The organism is Candidatus Bathyarchaeota archaeon (assembly GCA_023131225.1).
Taxonomy (GTDB): Archaea; Thermoproteota; Bathyarchaeia; order Bathyarchaeales; family SOJC01; genus JAGLZW01.
Window position 1 is genome coordinate 1 of record JAGLZW010000046.1, and the last position, 19,770, is coordinate 19,770.

13 protein-coding genes are annotated in these 19,770 nt (G+C 44.5%); 9 read left to right on the forward strand and 4 right to left on the reverse strand.

Features of this window, described 5'->3' with window-relative positions; translation table 11 throughout:
- On the reverse strand, window positions 1-1,246 hold a 1,246-nt coding region (locus KAU88_09990; GenBank protein MCK4478834.1), incomplete at its 3' end, for an aldehyde ferredoxin oxidoreductase.
- Window positions 1,247-1,514: 268 nt separating this feature from the next.
- Between KAU88_09990 and KAU88_09995 the strand changes: the two genes are divergently transcribed.
- The 3 genes from KAU88_09995 (at window position 1,515) to KAU88_10005 (ending at window position 6,525) form a co-directional block, all read left to right on the forward strand.
- Window positions 1,515-3,731, forward strand: a complete 2,217-nt coding sequence (locus KAU88_09995; protein ID MCK4478835.1) for a hypothetical protein — start codon at window positions 1,515-1,517, stop codon at window positions 3,729-3,731.
- 227 nt (window positions 3,732-3,958) lie between these two features.
- The gene (locus tag KAU88_10000; GenBank protein MCK4478836.1) at window positions 3,959-4,948 is read left to right on the forward strand and encodes an ABC transporter permease; all 990 of its coding nucleotides are present in this window, start codon (window positions 3,959-3,961) and stop codon (window positions 4,946-4,948) included.
- Window positions 4,949-4,956: 8 nt separating this feature from the next.
- On the forward strand, window positions 4,957-6,525 hold the full coding sequence (locus KAU88_10005; GenBank protein MCK4478837.1) for an ABC transporter permease: 1,569 nt from the start codon (window positions 4,957-4,959) through the stop codon (window positions 6,523-6,525).
- Window positions 6,526-6,582: 57 nt separating this feature from the next.
- On the opposite strand, the gene KAU88_10010 is transcribed toward KAU88_10005, so the two are convergent.
- Window positions 6,583-6,996: a hypothetical protein gene (locus KAU88_10010; GenBank protein MCK4478838.1), complete on the reverse strand. Its 414-nt coding sequence runs from the start codon at window positions 6,994-6,996 to the stop codon at window positions 6,583-6,585.
- Window positions 6,997-7,161: 165 nt separating this feature from the next.
- Between KAU88_10010 and KAU88_10015 the strand changes: the two genes are divergently transcribed.
- Together KAU88_10015 and KAU88_10020 are read left to right on the forward strand one after the other, a co-directional pair.
- The gene (locus tag KAU88_10015) at window positions 7,162-8,124 is read left to right on the forward strand and encodes an ABC transporter ATP-binding protein (GenBank protein ID MCK4478839.1); all 963 of its coding nucleotides are present in this window, start codon (window positions 7,162-7,164) and stop codon (window positions 8,122-8,124) included.
- A 15-nt stretch (window positions 8,125-8,139) separates the two neighbouring features.
- Entirely contained in the window at window positions 8,140-9,138 is a 999-nt protein-coding gene (locus tag KAU88_10020) for an ABC transporter ATP-binding protein (protein ID MCK4478840.1), read from the forward strand.
- A 53-nt stretch (window positions 9,139-9,191) separates the two neighbouring features.
- Here KAU88_10020 and KAU88_10025 read toward each other — a convergent pair whose 3' ends face one another.
- Window positions 9,192-9,860, reverse strand: coding sequence for a hypothetical protein (locus KAU88_10025; GenBank protein MCK4478841.1), 669 nt, complete (start codon window positions 9,858-9,860; stop codon window positions 9,192-9,194).
- Between the two features lie 250 nt (window positions 9,861-10,110).
- On the opposite strand from KAU88_10025, the gene KAU88_10030 reads away from it, so the two are divergent.
- The 4 genes from KAU88_10030 (at window position 10,111) to KAU88_10045 (ending at window position 19,159) form a co-directional block, all read left to right on the forward strand.
- Window positions 10,111-13,140 (forward strand): hypothetical protein, encoded by a 3,030-nt coding sequence (locus KAU88_10030; protein MCK4478842.1) that lies wholly within the window; start codon window positions 10,111-10,113, stop codon window positions 13,138-13,140.
- 147 nt (window positions 13,141-13,287) lie between these two features.
- Window positions 13,288-14,874: a PKD domain-containing protein gene (locus tag KAU88_10035; GenBank protein MCK4478843.1), complete on the forward strand. Its 1,587-nt coding sequence runs from the start codon at window positions 13,288-13,290 to the stop codon at window positions 14,872-14,874.
- A gap of 146 nt (window positions 14,875-15,020) precedes the next feature.
- On the forward strand, window positions 15,021-17,150 hold the full coding sequence (locus tag KAU88_10040) for a hypothetical protein (GenBank protein ID MCK4478844.1): 2,130 nt from the start codon (window positions 15,021-15,023) through the stop codon (window positions 17,148-17,150).
- 152 nt (window positions 17,151-17,302) lie between these two features.
- On the forward strand, window positions 17,303-19,159 hold the full coding sequence (locus KAU88_10045; GenBank protein ID MCK4478845.1) for a hypothetical protein: 1,857 nt from the start codon (window positions 17,303-17,305) through the stop codon (window positions 19,157-19,159).
- 164 nt (window positions 19,160-19,323) lie between these two features.
- On the opposite strand, the gene KAU88_10050 is transcribed toward KAU88_10045, so the two are convergent.
- Complete coding sequence (locus KAU88_10050; GenBank protein MCK4478846.1) at window positions 19,324-19,689, reverse strand: hypothetical protein; 366 nt, start codon at window positions 19,687-19,689, stop codon at window positions 19,324-19,326.
- Window positions 19,690-19,770 lie beyond the last annotated feature (81 nt).

Consider the following 19,770-nt stretch of genomic DNA (forward strand, 5'->3'; position numbering starts at 1 on the left):
CGCCCTTGCCGATTTTTTCAGCCGCCCTCTTAGTTCCCTCTGCCAGTACGTCGCCCAACCAGCCATCTCGAGCACCAATTTTCTTCACCATTTCTATGAGTGCTTCATGGCTTCCAAAGCGGAGATCCAAATTGTCAGTGTTCTCCTTTGTGAGAATTCCGTTTTCATACAGATCCATTGCGAAGCCGACGATAACTCCTGTGGAGATGCCGTCTATGCCATAATAATTGCATAGGCGCATTGCTTCAATGATGGCGTCCAAGCGATCGACACCGCAGTTTGGTCCTAGTGCCCATAGGCATTCGAATTCCATTCTTGAGGTTGATCCTTTGTATGGGCCTTCTGGAACTACTGCAATATGGTCGCAGCGCATGGCGCATGTTGCGCACCCGATGATTTTCTTGATGTAATGTTCGTTCAAGTATTCTCCGCTGACTTTTTCTGCTCCTTCAAAGGTGGCTTGAGTGAAGTTTCGTGTTGGTAAAGCTGCTAGAGCGTTTAGAACGAGGACGTTTTCAGTTGTTCCCAGGGTTCTGTATTTTCTGGTTGCTGGGCCTTTCATGCGTTCATGAATCATTTTTATGAATTCTTTGAATCCTTCGAGGTCTGCAACGTTTACATCTTTTGTGCCGCGAACAGCTAGGGCTTTCAAGTTTTTGGAGCCCATCACAGCGCCCATGCCAGTTCTTCCAACTGCTCTGAACTCATCATTTATGATTGATGCGAGACGGACGAGTTTTTCTCCTGCCTCGCCTATTGCCGATACGCGGATGTAATAGTCACCTAGTTCTTCTTTGATGGCCACATCTGTTTCGTAGGGTGATTTTCCTTTCAGGTGCTGAGCGTCCAACAGGTGGACTGAGTCGTCGTCGATCCACGCGTACACGAGTTTTTCAGATTTTCCTGTAAAGATTACCGCGTCATAGCCTGCTCGTTTCAATTCAGGTCCAAAGAAACCGTGAGCTTTAGATTCAGCTATTCCTCCAGTTGCAGGTGACTTCGATACTACTGCGTAGCCATTTCCTGCAGTCGGTCCCATGGTGCCGCTGAGTGGGCCCGTCACAAAGATCAACGGGTTATCCGGGTTGAAAGGATCAGTACCTTGCTTAGAGTTGTCCATGAGTAGACGGATGCCAAGTCCTATGCCTCCAATATACTGCTTAGCCAAATCCTCTTTCAATGGTTCTGTTTCGGTTTTTCCGGTTGAAAGGTCAACACGTAATATTCGTCCTGCGTAAGATGACAAACTTTTTCCTCCAATTATACTCCATGTTTAGCAGACAATATGATAAACACTTATGTAAAAAAGTTTTTTCTTTTTTCGGGAAAAACGCTATGTAAATTTTACAGCAGACATGTATGCGAGAGACTAATATGACAATTCTCGTCTGCAAAAAAATGTCGCAGGCACATTTTTTTCCATGATTTTACATAGAGGAATGTTCCAGAAACCTTTTTATTAGGAAGTACCTTATTTGCATATTGCTGAAAAAAAGAAAGGAGAACAAGAAAAAATGAAACTGAAAACAATCTCAGGTGCTATACTATTTGCTACGATTCTACTAATGGTATCTATCTTTCCACTTCCTACATTAGCGGAGAAAGGTGCAAGAAGTGACGATCTCATTATCTATTACTACGGCGACGTGGAGTCAGCTTACACTGCCTTGAAGGCTGACCAGATTGACGCTGTTGGTTATGAAATCACAGCTGACTTGTATGTGGATGCAAGTGCCGACGCTAACATCGTTCTCGGCGCTGTTGCTGACAGCGGATTTTACGAGCATGACATCAACAACAACTATTCTATCGACACTTACCCAGGGGTACGTTCACCGACAAACTACGCAGGCTTTAGGCAAGCCATGGCATGGTTGACCGACAAGGAATGGGTTGTAGACGAGGCTTGTGGCGGATTCGCTGAAAGAATTGACCAGATGATTGCAGCTGCATATAGCGGTTGGGGAAACCAGACGATGATGTATCCCTACTATCCGTACGAGTATGACCCTATTGCAGCGGCTACCGCTTTGGATGCAGAGGGATTCTATCAGGGCACGACGCCAAACCCATCCTACGATGCTGCTTTTCCAGGCTCAGCCGAGTACATTCGAACCTATCCTGCAGGCCACTCTAAGGCTGGACAGGACTTGGACGATTTGGTAGTTTGCGTGCGAACCGACGACACTCGTAGGCTTCAGGCTGGAAGGCTGACTTATGGTAACATGAAGAAACACGGTATCCCCGTGAACGCCCTCGAGGCTGACATGGGCGGTCTCTACGACAAAGTGATGGGCGCTTTTGACTACCACATGTACACCGGTGGCTGGAGTGTGGGAAGATTCCCACCAATAACTCTTCACGGCCTATACCACTCCGATTTCACGTATTCCTACGGACCTAACTACGTGACGGGCAATGGCACTCATCCTTACCTCGACACGCTTCTTGAAGGTTGTCGTTATCCCGACACATATGACGAGGCTATCAACTTCACCAAAATCGCTGCAGGATACATGACAGAAATCTGTGTGAACATCCCGTTGTTCAGCGCAAAATCTTTCTGGCCTTGGAACAAGAATCTAATAGGCGTCGTTAACATGGCAGGCTCTGGACCTGAAAACAGCTACACCTTCCTGAACGCCTACAAGGTAGACGGATCAGCCATCAGATATGGACCTAAAGGTGCACCTATAGGCATGAACATCATATACTCAAGTTGGTTCTACGACTATCAGAACCTTGACAGGATGAACATGTACGGCGGCGTCGATGTACCCCCATATGACCTTTCAGCTGACCAAGACGGCCTCGTCACGGAGCGGCTTGTTGATATATGGGATGATGGCGGCGAGAACAAGACAAAAGTCACATACACGTTTAGAACCGATGCTTATTTCGTGGAACCCGTGACTGGTAACCAGCTAGAAAACGTTAACGCAAGCCACGCTTATATCAGCATCTGGTACGACTTCCAACTCAATGACGGCTGGTTCGTTCCAGACGTACAAGACGTTCACCACATGAACATTATTGGCTCCCATACTATTGAAATCTATTTCGACACCGGTGGCTATTGGAACGCCTACTACGCTACACCACCCTTCAAGTCATTTAACCTGCTTGGAAAGGGCAGTTTGAGCAACACAAGCCGTGCTTGGAGCGGGAGCTGGACTGGCCCCGCTGGTTTTCTGGGTCTAAGCCACAAAGTATACTGGGTTGTCGATATATCCATCGATGCCGTGTCGCTAACTCGAGGCTCAGAATGGCACATAGAACGCGAAGGTCCTCTAGGACGTGCTGATGTATGGGTGAATACAACTAAAACTGGAACTCTTGTCATAAACTACTGGAGCGCGGAAGATGCAAAAGGATTTACACCTGGTAACTTGCATTGGTCGGACGCTTTTGAAGGATGTGGCTCGTGGTACGCAACTGCATTTACACGTGGAATAGGTGGCAGCCTGACGCTGAAAAAGTCTGCATTCTACTACATGGAGAAACCTCTGCTGGGCGAGATTGACTGGATCAGGAAATCAAACGGCGGCTACAAGGTTGACATCTACGACATCGTTCTAGCAGCTAGCGCCTACGGTTCTCAAGGAACAGGCATACCGTCTTCCAACTGGTTCGCAGGAGCAGACTTGGCGCCTGAAGGCGGCAAGATAGACATCTACGACATCGTCAGCATCACCAGTAAATACGGCCAATCATTCGACGTGCCTCCATAGGCAAATAAAACGAAAACAACTCCACCCCCCCTTTTTATATCTTTAAGAAATTCTAAGCGACTTTTTGAATTGAAGAATAGATGCGCACATTTAAGCTCGCTACTTTTTAGCAAAGTGAAAGTCATATCCGATAAGTTTTCGTTAACACGCATACACGTGAATGTTCTGTGAACGTGAAACTAAAGCTTAAATACAAAGCGGGACTCTAATTTTAGCGGTGGCTATCGATGGCTTTGAAATCTTACATCGCTAAAAGATTAGTCTACATGGTTTTATTGATCTTCTTGGTTGCATCAGTAAATTTCCTTCTTTTCAACTTAATGCCAGGTAGTCCTTTAGATAAATATGTACGAGATCTGAGAGGTAAAATGACTGAGGAACGCTTTGAAGAACTAAAGGCGATATACGGTCTTGATAAGCCCTTACATGAAAGATACATATTATACGTTACAAACATGTTCACTTGGAATTTTGGATACAGCTATGAATCAAGGGACTATGTCCAGAACGACATAATAATGGTACTCCCCAATACCTTGCTGCTTATGGGCGTTGCCGAAATTGGCGCAATGATAATAGGAATCCTATTAGGCGTAATAGCCGCCTATAAAAGAGGAAGCTCACTAGACACTTTTTTGGTCACTGCTTCCTTGGGAACATATTCGGTCCCAGTATTCTGGATAGGCTGGCTTATGCTTTCCTTCTTCACCATCTACCTAGGTTTGTTTGAAGTGGGGAGAGTTGAACCTCAAATCTGGGCTATTCGCCCCCCGAGTTCTATATTAGAATTTATTGCCGGCCGCCTCTATATGATTGTTCTTCCAGCAACAACCCTTTTCATCTTCTTGTTCGGTGGCTGGGTCCTCCTAACAAGAGCCACAGTCCTCGAAACAATTACCGAGGACTACGTGACAACAGCCCGAGCCAAAGGACTGCCCGAAAGAACAATTCTGTTCAAACACGTCTTGAAAAACGCCTCATTGCCGTTGATCACCAGTGTTGCATTAACCTTCGGCTTCCTTATATCTGGAGCCATAATAACTGAAACAGTCTTCTCATATGGAGGCATGGGATTACTATTGTGGAATGCCATACAAAGGAACGATATCCCGGTAATGCAAGCATTCTTCTTTGTAATGGCGCTATTAGTAATCATAGCAAACTTCTTAGCAGATATACTATATGGTGTAATAGATCCGCGAATAAAGTATGGGTGAAATCAAATATGCCATCACGCAAAGAACAATTTTCCTTCACGATTCAAAGGTTCAAGGGTTTCTGGAATCAATATAAGCAAAGTAAACGAGGCGTACTTGGAGTAGGAATCATTATATTTTTCGCCTTTGTAGCCATCTTTGCTCCGCTCATATCACCGTTAGACCCGCTAAACCCAAAGTGGCCCGGATATTACCCCGGCGGTGAGCAACCAAAGCTAGCTGAGAAACTTTGCGTTCCAATATGGTACAAGTCAGTTCTGGGCATGCATCAGCTTGCAGAAAGCATTCTACTGACAGAAAATCATGAATTAGCCTCAAGAACGGTCTTCGAACAATGGGTATCAATCTACAATCCTACATACACCTCAGTGCAATATAACGAAACAAGAGGCCAACACAACAATGATGGATGCATCGAGATATTATACAAACGTGAAGAAGGCCAAGCTGCTCCTCAGGATAGTAAGGCAAGCATAACATTTGCTAAAAGCTTCGAATATCCTTATGAAAACAATCCACAGTCGTTCTGGTGGCATTACTCTCTCTCTGTAGAGAACAAAACGCCTATAATACCCGATTTCCCCATTGAGGTTAGTCTCCAATTTCGCAGAGGGAATGAACCAGACGCAATTCTTGTTAAAACGATTAGTTTACCGAAATCCGTACTCATAGGTGAAGCGAACCAGACAAAATGGTACAGCAAAGCAGGAACTACGCTAGGAGAACTGTCTATAATAGAAGAAACAATATTCACTAAAGCCGGGAACTACACATACGAGTTCGTGGTTACGATCTTCGATCCGGAAGGCAGTAATTCCGATTTAAGAGTTTATGTTGACAACTTGCAAATAATATTGTATGGTGAAGCATTCGGCTTGCTGGGTACCTCATCGTTCCCCGAGGCCTCCCCACGAGATCTTTTCACGATGTTAGTACATGGAACTAGAATCTCCTTTATGATTGGGATTCTCACAGCAGTTTTTTCTGTATTGATTGGACTGGTTGTAGGGCTAGTTTCGGGGTACGTGGGCGGATTGGTTGATGAAGGACTGATGCGATTCGCAGACTTTCTTTTAGTATTACCAGGCTTGCCGCTGCTAATAGTTTTAGTTACAGTGCTCGGTAAATCAATCTGGAACATAATAGGCGTACTTATATTCATGGGGTGGATGGGCTTTTCACGAACTGTGAGATCTATGACGCTTAGCCTGCGAGAAAGACCATTCATTGAAAGCGCCAAAGCCGCCGGAGCAAGCAAAAACTACATAATATTCCGCCACATCGTTCCTAATGTATTCGCTTTAGTGTACATCTCATTGGCAACATCTGTTCCAGGCGCCATAATTGCGGAAGCATCCCTAGCTTGGCTTGGACTGGGCGATATCAATATACCTTCTTGGGGCATAATGCTGTTCGACTTCAGTAAGACCCAAACGGCTGTTGTGAAAGGAATTGGTGAATACTGGTTCTGGGTGATACCTCCAGGCCTCGCAATCGCATTGATGGCAATGGCTTTCATCCTAATGGGATTCTCCCTTGACGAAATTTTGAACCCAAGGCTGAGGAAAAGACGTTAGCACAAAAGCCTTCGTTAGCAACCCACGATAAAAGGGAGATCTACGTCATCTGGCTTTTCAGGTGCGAGCTGAACCAGCTATGAAATCAATTTTTTCATTCACGTAAGTCCAGAAGTTTCTCTCAAGCTGTTCTTCAGCTTCTTGCGATTTGATACCGCGCAAAAATGCAATCCCGCCACCAAACAAAGTTGTGAGTAGACCAAGCTTCACGAACAAATTGGAACGGGCCCCAGTAATAAACTGCAACACAAAATCGTTTGGGTCGCCAGAAATACAAACGGTGACTCTGTCTAAAACTTTATGTACATATGTAGGTCTGGCAGTAATTCTGTGCGCTTTTGTCTTCTCTTCTCTAATTGTCCTAAAAAGTTTCTTTTCAAAGAATCGCTCAACCCATTCACTTAAGAGCATGAGATCAACGTTTCTGTCAGTGTATCGGTTTTCCGTGCAGCATTCCCCCTTTCTAAGCACTCTTTTGCTAAAGTAATGCTTCCCTTTAAGCATTTTTGAAACAAGACAAACAAATTCAAGAAAAGGAGTTGCATGGCTTAAAGCTTATATAAACAATACTTCTTGTTACTCTATAAGATCCAAGATCTGTTAATAGAAGGAAGAAGAAGATGTGAGTGATCAAGCATGGCGATACTTGACGTTCAGAATTTGTCCACTTACTACTTAATAGGCAGAGGATATGTAAAGGCTGTAGAAGGCGTTAGTCTTCAACTGGAAAAAGGAGAAGCCATGGGGTTGGCAGGAGAGTCTGGATGCGGTAAGACCACTATCGCTCTTTCTTTACTTAAAATTCTACCTTCAAATGGTAGAATAATCAATGGAAAAATTTTGGTGAGAAACACCGACATTGTCAGCTTGAGCGAGGTTGAAATGCGGAAACGCATCAGATGGAAGGTGATTTCAATGATATTTCAAGGTGCCATGAACGCTATGAACCCACTTTATAAAGTAGGCGATCAAATCGTTGAAGCCATTAAATTGCATGAACCCAAAGTAACCAGAAAAGAAGCAAAAGAAAGAGCCGCAAAACTTCTAGAAATGGTAGGGATAGACGCTTCAAGAGTGGATAATTTTCCTCACGAGTTTAGTGGGGGAATGAAACAACGAGCATTGATAGCTATGTCTCTGTGTAACAATCCAGAGTTGGTCATCGCTGACGAGCCTGGAACAGCTCTAGACGTTATTGTACAAGCACAGGTTCTAAGATTGATGAGAGAGCTAAAGGATAGATTGAATTTGTCAATCATTATGATATCCCATGACCTTTCGATGATTGCTGAGGTATGTCAGAAGATTTGTATTATGTATGCGGGATACTTAGTCGAGCACGGAGACATCGTGAAAATCTTCAAGAAACCATTGCACCCATATACTGTAGATCTGATAGGATCTTTTCCAAGTATTAAGGCTGAAAAGCAAGAAATGGTATCCATTCCAGGTTCCCCACCAGACCTTTTTGACCCGCCTCCTGGGTGTAGATTTCACCCGAGATGTAAATACGCTATGGATATATGTAAGAAAGAGGTGCCTAAACTGCTCAAAATATCAAAGGATCATTTTGTAGCGTGCCATTTGGTTAAAGACTAAAAGAGGATGCAACACATGGAAGATCTAATAATAAAGGCTGAAAATCTGAAAAAGTGGTTTCCCATTAAGGTGGGGTTGTTTCGAGCAGTTTTTTCGAAGGAGGAAATGGCTGTACGTGCTGTGGATGATGTTTCATTTGACATAAGAAAGAGTGAAATTTTCGGCTTGGCTGGAGAAAGCGGTAGCGGAAAGACCACTACGGGGAGACTTTTACTGAGACTAATTGAACCTACTGGTGGAAAAATCTACTTTGGAGGTAAAGATATTACGTCAATTTCAGAATCCGAGATGAAACCGTTTCGACGGAAAATGCAGATAATCTTTCAAGACCCTTATGAGTCGTTAAACCCTAGAATGACTATAAGAGATATAGTTGCTGAGCCTTTAAGATTATTGCAGAGGATAGCCCTGGATCAGGTAGATAGAAGAGTAAATCAAGTGCTGGAGGATGTTGAATTGACACCTCCCAAGAAGTTTGTCCTAAGATATCCTCATGAACTTAGTGGGGGACAAAGGCAAAGAGTCGCTGTTGCAAGGGCTTTCGCTATAACCCCTGAGTTTATAGTTGCAGATGAGCCTGTGTCCATGCTTGATGTCTCTATTAGAGCTGAAATCCTGCACCTTATGATTTCCTTGGTGGAGAAATATGCTTCCTCGATCCTCTACATAACCCATGACTTAGCCCTTTCACGTCATATGTGTGACCGTCTTGGCATAATGTACTTGGGCAAAATCATGGAGATGAGTGAGACGGAAAAGATTATTTTTGAGCCTCTTCATCCTTATACAAAGGCGTTAATTGATGCTGTACCAGTTCCTGATCCTACGGCTAAACGTGTTGAAACGGTTATCAAGGGAGAGATTCCGAGTCCCATTAACCCGCCTTCTGGCTGCAGATTCCATACTCGTTGTCCTGCCTACATAGGAGATATATGCCGTACAAAAGAACCGCAGTTGATCGATGTTGGTAAGAACCACTGCGTTGCTTGTCACCTTTACAGTTCAGAAAAATAACACTTTCTTCTTTCTATGTTGCTTGTAGTTGAGGCTTAAGCATGTGCGTTAGATCATTTTTGTCTATCTTTTCTTCGTGACTTGTATGATTGTTTGGTACTCGCCGCCCAGATAGATAGGAAAGCGCCTCCCACGATCAATGCTACTCCAACTGGCAGAAGGTTGCCAAAAGAGTATTCCTTTTTCAAAACTATTTTCCACAAGTCAAGGCGTGGCAAGTCTGACTCGGGAGGGTAATAATACCTTGCCATTGCGATACCATAGCTGTACACGTATGCTGTGTAATTGCCGTCGTGTTGTGTCTCTCCGCCTAGATTCTCTGGAGAATCATTGGAGGTTCCCAGTTTAGATTTATCGACAATTAGGCCTTTGCTTTCTGATTCAAGAGTAATATTGAGTTCTGGTTTTTTTGTGACTAAGTTTACCCGAAAATCAGCTCTCAGAGTGGTATTACCACCTGTTGGATCAGTGATGTTTATCCAAATTGTAGCGATAGCCGGAACGCCATTCGGGATGTCTATCAGTTTAGGTCCTGCAAATGCTACAAATATTTTTTCGCCCCTGTCAAATTGTTTCGAGATTTTCCATTGTCCGTAGGGTAGATCCTTAACTCTTTCCACTAGCTGGTTCTCAGGAGTTTCAATGGCATAATTAGCTAATGAAAAGATTATGATTCCTGCGAACAGAATGATGCACCCAACACTGAGTGGAATTTTTCTCAATTTATCACCTTAGTGTTTGTCTAGGTAATCGAATACGCTTTTGATATTAAGTCTTTCTGACTGATGGTGTGTGGTTTTTTTGTCTAGTGTACTTGTTTGGTGATTAGTATATGTGCTTGGGCTGGATGTCGGTAACCATGTAAAGCTGGGGTTTTATAGACAAATTAGTGAATAGAGAAATCTTCCAGAAACCTTTAATTATAGAAGTGGTAGTTGTAATAATTGCTGAAGAGAAAGGAGAAAAAAATAGATGAAACTAAAGATGGAGAAAGCTATTAGCATATTGCTTACATCGACACTTTTGCTCAGCTTATTCATAGTACTAACACCCTCAGTATTCGCACAGGCGACAACTGTCAGATTCTATCCTCAACCCTCACCACAAGCCGATGTCACGAGTAACGGTCAAACGTTCACCGTTGCTTGCGTAATCGAGGACGTTACTGACCTTGCAGGTTTAGATGTTCAGATGCAGTGGAACACGACTTACCTTTCATACGTAAATCACACCCAAACCATGACTGTTGAAAGCTATCCAACTGTTCAACCACCAAGCCCGTACGCAGGAATTATCCACAATCCGCCATTGGCGCTTAAAGACGATGTTAACACGACAGAAGGAACTTACTGGGCAGCCTTCGCCACCCTCGGAGGACCATCCTTCGACGGCGACGGAACAGTCTTCACCATGACTTTCAGGGCAATTAACCTGCCCTTCGGCGACCCCACACAGTTCTTCTACACGTACCTGAACCTCACAGTCGAACTTCCCGCAGGCGCTGGTGGTCAGATCGACGCCACTATTGAAAACGGTACGATTAGGCATTGGTACATGCCAGTCGATTATCCTCCGGTGCCTCTGCTGCAGATAAGACCATCATACTATGAAGCCTCAGCACTTGGTGAACTATTCGATTACGATGTATGGCTGCTTGGAGAAGGCGACACCGACTTGGACCCATTCTGGGATGTCGGCGGAATCGACGTATACATGAACTTCGACCCAACCTTGATAGAGGCGATAAGTGTAACTATTGATCCTGACGGAACCTTTGAAGCCTTCTGGCCTGACGGCATCATTGTAACTGCAAACGACACTGACAACGTGGCAGGAACAGCACACGCGGCCTTCTTTGGATATGGTGAACCTCACACTGCTCCATATGGACAGATAAAAATGTTCAGCGTTACCTTCAACGTAATCTACGAGTCAACAGAATTTCCGCCACCAACTGCCCCCGTCACATTGAAAAACCCATTAACCTATGGCGCGTACACATTCGACTCAATCGGCGGGCTAATCGATATTGCCTATCCGGTGGGCACAACTTATTATCAACTGGTTCCAGATTTCTTAGCTGGACCGTTCGAGTTGACCAGCTGGGAAGACAACGGCGACGACGTACTTAGTCCAAGCGACCAATTCATACTAAACCACACAACCACAGGCTTCTACTTTGACTACAACCTAACAGAAATATCCGGCACCCTTAACCTGACACAACAACCCTTCCAAACAGTTGAAGACTACATTTGGGCTGCAAGTTTCGGTCCAGACAACCTGGATTACAACGGGTTGCCAGGAAGGTACGTGGGAACTGACGATCCGTACAACGGCTTCGGCGTCCCCTACTGGACAGGCAACTTCTCAATACCAGTTGCCTCTGTGAACAGCATCACTGTAACTGCCTTGCCCTTCACGCCGGACAATTACACTTATACTCTAACTGCAGGCGTAGACTACATTGTCCATGCTGATGAAGACTTAATTGAGCTGCTAAAACCCATAGATGTGAATGTAACCAACGAGTGTTGGCAGGACGGTGTCAACAACAGTCTAAACGGTTGGCCTTGGATTAACTATGTTGCCAGCGGAATTGAAAGCGTTTACGTGGACATGCACAACGGAACCGCCAGGTACTCGGATGCTAGCACAGGACATCCTGTGGCTTATGCTACACCGCCACCAACTGAGTGGTGGTATGATCCTGACTGGGCGTGGGAGCTTGAAGGCTGGTGGGCTTTGGGATACTTCCCAGGTTCATTTAACTGGCTTGCTGGTTCTACGTGGTGGATCAACTACACCGCAGCGTCATACATGGCAATAGATTACAACGCTGACCCTGATCCTATTCCGCGATACATACAGTTCCGCGGCAGCTACACAGACTTTCTAGTGTGGCTCACAAGTCCCATCGGTGCGGACTTTGACGAAGAGTATCCACGCGCTTGGAGAGACTACACTGTTGTAGGCTGGACAGACAGCGACGGCAACACACTGGTGAACCCATCTGACTACTTGAAATTCTTCGAAGATTTGGTCGGTGAAAACCGAACATATCACGTGGAAGGCATCGGTGTAGACCTCTACACCAGCAGAAAACCATGGATATGCGAAGACGATCCAACAGATCGGTACTTCGGCGTGGCTCCTATAGTGAAAGTTGCAGGGTTCGCGCATCCAGACCGTGATTTCTGCCCATGGCACAACAAGGAATACTCAGTACCTCTACCGCACGTTGTGGAAGACGCAACGTACACAGCACCTTACAGGGCTCTAGGCGGATTCATTGACCTTTACAGGTGCACAGACCCCCATCAGGGAGTAGGCAAAGACAAGTCTGGTGGCATGATATGGCCTCAGAAATGCTTATGCCTCTGTGCTAACGTGACGTACGCTGGCTGGCCAGAGCAGAACAAGGACGTTGCCTTCGAAATTAAATATCCAAATGGCGAAGTCTTCACAATCATGTACGGCAGAACAAACGAATACGGTGTAGCCTGCGTGAATGTAAGGATGCCATGGCCATGTGACGATCCAGAACTTATCTTCGGGAAATGGAAGGTCTGGGCCACAGTTGACGTTGCCTGCGTAATAGTTAACGACACAATGGAATTCAAGTACGACTACAAGGTCCGAATATTCGACGTTGAGCTAAACAAACCAGAGTACAAGCACTGCGAAGACATAGTAATCACAGTACACTATGGAACCTACGCAATGGTAAACTACAACATAACATTCACCGTGACCGCTGTCGACGCATCAGGTGTACCATTCGGCTTCGGCTTCGTCGTAATCGAAATTGGAGGCGCAGAATGGTGCCAGTACGCCGAAGGTAGCTTCAACCTCACTGTACACGTAGTGAAGTGGGCTCGTCCACCAATGGGAACAATATACGTTGGCGCTTTGAACGGCTTCCCGCAAAACGGCGGGTCAGCAGAAACACCAGTATACATCGAGAACTTTACCATACTAGCTGAATGGGCTGAGCCATAAGCTCAGAAACCGCTATTAAACTCCATACCCCTTATTTTTTTTGTATAAAAATCCAACTTCTGGGCATAATGCTCAAGTAGAAAATAAATCCAGAACGTTTATTAACATATTAAAAGCTGATAATAATGTTGAGAAGGGAGAACAAGTATGAAAGGTAAAAGACTTCTTGTGTACATGCTTATAGCATTATATAGTTTAGCTATGATGGGAATTCCCGGTTTTTCACCTGTGGGGGAACTGGTAGCCACAGTTTCAACAGATGAATCCTCTTATGTGCTTAGGGAAACAGTAGAAGTCCATGGGGGCGTAACATTCCGAGGGTTTCCTGTTGATCGAGGGCTCATAGGAATCCAAGTAGACGATCCGTTGAACAATCCGATGGTTGCTCGAACAATCCCAACTGGCACTGGCAACTCCGAAAATTGGGGAGTGGAAATAGTTTCTTTCTACTTATCAGATGCTGGAGGTCACCCTCAAAGCAAAGTTGAAAGAGGAGAATTAACATACTTTTTTGTCACGGTCAAAAACAATAAATTTACCTCTCAAAATGTGTTGATAACAATTAACATCTACGACAGTACCCTTATCCCTTTAAATCTTAGGTCAGTAGCCCTAACCCTGAACCCGGAGGGATCAGCAGCTCCTCTATTAAGTACACAAATCAGTGAATGGGCTTCTGTAGGCAATGCTCCAGCGTATGCAAATGTTTACTCGGGATGGCCAGAAGGCGGTGGATATCCACTATGCCCAGAAAAAATGGCGAACTTTACCATAATAGAATCAATATACGAAGAGCTTCCAGACAACCCGATCCCAAACCAACCAGTTCAAAACGGAACCTACATAACTAGTTTCCAACTCTCACCCGAGCCCATCCCCGGAACCTACACAGTCAACGTTTGTGCATGGTACAGTGGCTACTACTCAGAAGCCGCAACGACCACGTTCCAAGTTGAAGATGTAGAAGCACCTCCCGTAGCATCATTCGTTGCAAAACCGCCAATGGCTAACCCAAACTACACCATAATCTTTGACGCCTCATCCTCATCTCCAGAAGGATACAACGACACAATAATAAGCTACGTATGGGACTTCGACGATGGACAAAATTCAACAAACAAAATAGCAACTCACGAATATACAAACTTTGGGAACTACACCGTAACCCTAAATGTAACCGACTCGGAAGGATTCTGGAACACCACCTCCAAATCTGTCTCAATAGCCGAAATACATGATATAGCGTTAACATCAATACAGTGCTTGGACGAAATCTATTCAGACTGGATCGTAACGATAACAATAGGCGTCAAAAACAAAGGAACATACGCAGAAACATTCAACGTCACCGCATACTATAATGGTTCAATAATAGAAACTAAGACAATTACCAACCTAGGCCCACAAATACAAACAGACGTGGACATCCAATGGAATACAATAGGACTACCATTGTACGTTCACTACACAATATCAGCCGAAGCAGACATCCTCCCAAACGAAACCGCAACAGCAGACAACAACATAACATATGGAACAACAACGACTAAAGGTCTCGGCGATTTTGATGGAGACACAGATGTTGACATTTTCGATGTCGTTCCGATAGCAGCTCTCTATGGAGTAACAAGCGGCGATCCCGACTGGAATATCCAAGCAGACCTCGAGCCAGATGGAAAAATAGACATTTACGACGTTGTAATAGTCGCTTCTAGATACGGAACCCAATACTAAAACATGCATGGAACACACGTCCATAACACTCTCGGTTGGTGTTGACGCAGCTTCTAGGCAGAAGAAAAAAGCTAGGATAAGGACAAGAGCGGTAGCTGTAGCTGTAGCTATTAGGAGGCTACATGCTTAGTTGCTAAATACATATAATGAGCAGCAACAACAAGCGGACTAGGTTAAGAAAAGCATTACCAAATACATCTCTTATCGTAATATTGCTTTCCACGGAATACGATTTAACTCGTTTTCCCTCCAAAGTTTCTTCCGGAAAAGCGATGCGAGCAAGATCAAGCATTGGTAGAGCGTTAGTTTTGCTAGTTTTGTTCATTCTTCCAAGCGTAGCCATGAATGTAGCAATGAGTCAATCCGGAAAAATAGATGTTTTTACTCAGAAGCATCCATTTGCTGGTCGAGGCCCAAAAGCACCCAGCGATGCTTTCCATCCCGGAGAAAAAGTTTGGCTCTATGCCCTCGTGAGCTATAACGACATTCCACTACAAAATGCACTCGTCATGTTCCAGATCGAAGGGCCATCTAATTCCACAACCATCTCTTTCCACAGAGTTGCAGAAACAAATGAAACTGGACTGGCTTCAGTTAGTTTCACTATTCCATCAGTTAACAATGAGAGTACCATTTTCGGAAATTGGACAGTGTCTGGCTTAGTTGAGATTAGTGGTGTAGAGTTTGAGGATTCACTTGTATTTAAGGTAGATTGGATCGTAAAGATCGTTTCGCTACGAACTGTTGATGAGAAGCTAATTAATCAAACAAGTTTTGGAATGGGCGGTGATGTAGGTGTGGAAATTGCTTTTAGAAGCATATCTATGATTGAGAAGAAGGCAATTATTGCACTCGTAATTCAAGACGAGATAAACGTCCCAGTTTCTTTCCTAAAGTTGGACAACATTTGGGTACAGCCAAATGAAACACTTGTGCGTATGTACTGTGCTTTAAATCTTCCAAAATGGGCAGTAGTTGGAACGGCTACTTTGTACGCATCCGTTCTAACGGCTCTACCTAGCCTAGGAGGAGTACCCTATTGCCCAGCAGTGAACACGAGTTTTTACATAGCCCCGAAAGAACCGCTTGATATTAAATTTCACGACGTAGCCGTTGTTAGAGTTGCTTCGGCGCCATCAGCAATCGATATTGGCGAAACTGTGGATCTCAACGTAACAGTTAGAAATGAAGGCACAGAGACTGAGAACTTCGACGTTAATATCTACTTCAATTCAACACTAGTTGAAACACTCTCCGTCGAGTCCCTTACACCCTACACTCAAACGCGACTAAATCTTAGGTGGAACACCTCTGCTCTGACTCCAGGCAATTACATAATAAGCGCGTCCATCCCATTGCTTTCAAATGAAACTGAGATCGAGGACAATACTTACATTGACGGAATCATAAGGGTTGAAATGCCAGAAGTAATAGTGAACCATGATGTGGCGATTGTTGGGATTATTGCTTCGCCTTCGGTCGTTAATGCGGGCTCAGCAGTTTTTGTTAACGTTACAGTTAAGAACAAAGGCAACCAAATCGAAACTTTCAATCTAAGCACATATTACAATTTTACTAACCTTATCAAAACGCTAACAATAGACTCTCTCTTACCAGACCGCGAGAGAGATGTGACGTTTGTTTGGGATACTTTGGGTGTTTCATCTGGTGTCTACGTTGTTAGCGGTTTTGCGCATCCTGTGGTTGGGGAGGAAGAGGTTTCTGATAACTTTTTGGTGGGTGGTAACGTGACTGTTTTGCCGCCTTTGGTTGAGGTTTTGCATGATGTGTCTGTTGTTAACGTTACGGTTTCTCCTTCTGTAGTCAGGGTTGGAGAAGAGGTTGTTGTTGTGGTTGTTGTTAAGAATAATGGCACTGAGGTTGAGACTTTTAATGTTACCGCGTATTTTGATGGTGACGTGATTTCATCTTTTCTGGTTGTGTCTTTGGTTCCAGAAGGTGAGTTGGATGTGACGTTTGTTTGGGATACTTTGGGTGTTTCATCTGGTGTCTACGTTGTTAAAGCATGGGCAACTCCTGTGAACGGTGAAACAAACATCGAGGACAACACTTTACTGGATGGCACTGTTGAAATCACCTCAGGAATCTCTCCAATGCTTATCCCAAATTGGCTAATCTACCTAATAGGCTTCATATTAGTTCTTCTTATCCTACTTCTGATCATTGCGTTGCTCCATAGAAGAAAAAGACAAAAAGAGTCACGGGAATCATTCAACAGAGCTTGGAAAGCTTGGTACAAGTGCTCGTCTATCTAGCGCGCGCAACCTTTTCAACGTGGTTCTCGCCAGCGGAAGATATGGAACAGAATACTGACACAGGAGTCTTTCCTTAACTTGGGACAGAAGATTACTCCAGAACCTTTAAATCAAGAAAAAGCCATCTTTCTTCTAAGAGAAGGGAGAACAAATTGAGAAAGAAAATTGTCCCCACCACATTGTTAACGATGCTGGTGCTAACACTAATCTTTAACTCCAACATAGTCTTCTCACAAGAAACACCTCTAGTTTACGTTGATCCCCCCACAGTCACAGGCTTACTTCCATCGCAGGATTTTACCATAACAGTAAAGGTTGCAAACGTTACGGGTCTCTTCGGCTTTGACATTCAGTTACGTTGGGATCCAGCAATCTTAGACTACGTTAGCCACACCGCGAAAATGCCAGTTGAAACCTATCCCGAAGGCGTTCTCCATGAACCAATAATGCAACTAAAAAACGAAGTCAACGCGACAGCTGGAATATACTGGCTAGCCGCCAGTTCCATGTTTCCAGCCCCATCCTTCAACGGGACTGGAACATTCTTCGAAATGACCTTCCATGTCAAAGCCACAGGCCAATGCTTGATAGAAATCTACTCCAGCGACCTTGCTAGCAAGACTGGACCCATCACTCATAACGTCGAGCATGGTTTCTTCTCCAACTATGTCGCAACTCCCGCTGAAATATACGTAGACCCAAACAAAATCATAGACATTGACTTAACTCCCAGCAAAAACTTCACTGTTGACGTAAATCTCGATGGAGTTGTTGACCTTGAAGCACTCGAGTTCTGGTTAAGGTACAACACTACGATATTAGATGTGGCGAACGTTACCGCGAATCCGATATTCACATCTCCAGTTACAATAGAGATATTTGAAACAGAAGGTCGAATGCGCGTTGCAGCTTTTGCCTCCCCATCCATAACTGGTGACCTTACAATAGCAACAATCACCTTCCACATAGCTGACACTGGTGAAAGCGCGCTCGATCTATACAACATCACCCTAGTCGACGATTGGGGAGATGCCATTCCATACAACGAACCCGTAGATGGCTACTTCAGCAACGTGTTGAAAGCTAAACTTTTTGTTGACCCCCCTGAGTTAATTGACCCAACATTGACACCAGGCTCTGAGTTCAGCATCGACATACAGATAGACGACGTCTTCGATCTTTACGTCTACGCATTTCACCTCTCCTATGACACCGATGTGTTAACTTGCTTAGGCGCCATAATATTCCCCCCCACGAACGACACTCATTTCACAACTGAAATCTCGCTTGACGATCAAGCTGGTAATATAGCCATCAACGTCACTTACTATTCCCCTGCTGAACCGATTACAATACTATCCAACACTACGATGGTGACTATTTACTTCCAAGTTCAAAGTTATGGCTGCACCATCTTAGACCTCCACGACACTGTACTCACCGACCAATATGGAGGTTCGATACTGCACGATGTCGGAGACGGGTTCTTCTGCACTCTCATTGCAGACGTTGCAATTGTTGATGTAGAACCATCCAAAAACCTAGTATACCCTGGACGAGATGTGGATGTTACCGTTATTGCCGCGAACTTGGGAGACACAACAGAAACATTCAATGTGACAGCCTACTATGACAGCAACGTTATTGGAGTACAAACAGTTTTCAATTTGCCAGCAGGCCAAAACACTACCTTGGTTTTCGTATGGAACACAACAGGTCTAGCGCCGTGCAGCAACTATACAATAAGCGCCGAAGCCAGCCCGGTACCCTACGAGCTTAATTTGACAAATAACATTTACGTCAATGGTTTCGTGAAGTTCAAAATCCTCGGCGACGTAAACGGCGATGGAACAGTCGACATTTTCGATATAGTCCTTGCAGCGGATGTTTACGGTTCACATGAAGGTGACCCTGACTGGAATCCTGAAGCAGACGTAGCACCACTCTACGGCCTTGTCGATATCTACGACTTGGTAACAATAGCTTCAAACTATGGACAGAGCTGCTAACGCCCACTCGCAACTGGTAGAAATGCCAGAGAGGCGGGTTTCCCTTTTTCCTTTTTTCTGTTAAAATTGCTCTAGCCGTGAGGATTGGAAAAATGTAATTTATTACCTCAGGCTCGATCCATTATGACTCTAGCTTGTATCTGATCGGCCATGCATATTTCGCTTTATTCACGTTTTTTCTCGTCTTTCAATAAATCCATATAATGCTCTACAGCCCGTTCAACTTCCCACTCAACTTTTCCCACAGGCTCAGGACCTGCTCCCAACCCATGAGTCCCAGATACACGTTTCACCTTTGCAAGCCCATATCTAGCTCTGAACCGCTTATTTTCCATTCGAATTTTATAAATAATCAAAACTATAGGCAATATTGCAAGTGTGAAGGGATGAACAAAAAACACCAGCCACAGCTGAACAATGACATATGCCATATAGAATATTGGCGCCCAGAACCAAAACGTGGTCACAGTGCTTTTCGCTATCCACAAAACTTCACGGAATGAATCCCTGAAGTCATCTGACCTTCCCATGGTTGGCACACCATAAAACAAGATTCTTCCGATATTTAACCTTTGACTCAGATATCCCTACCCCCCCCCACAACCCACAAA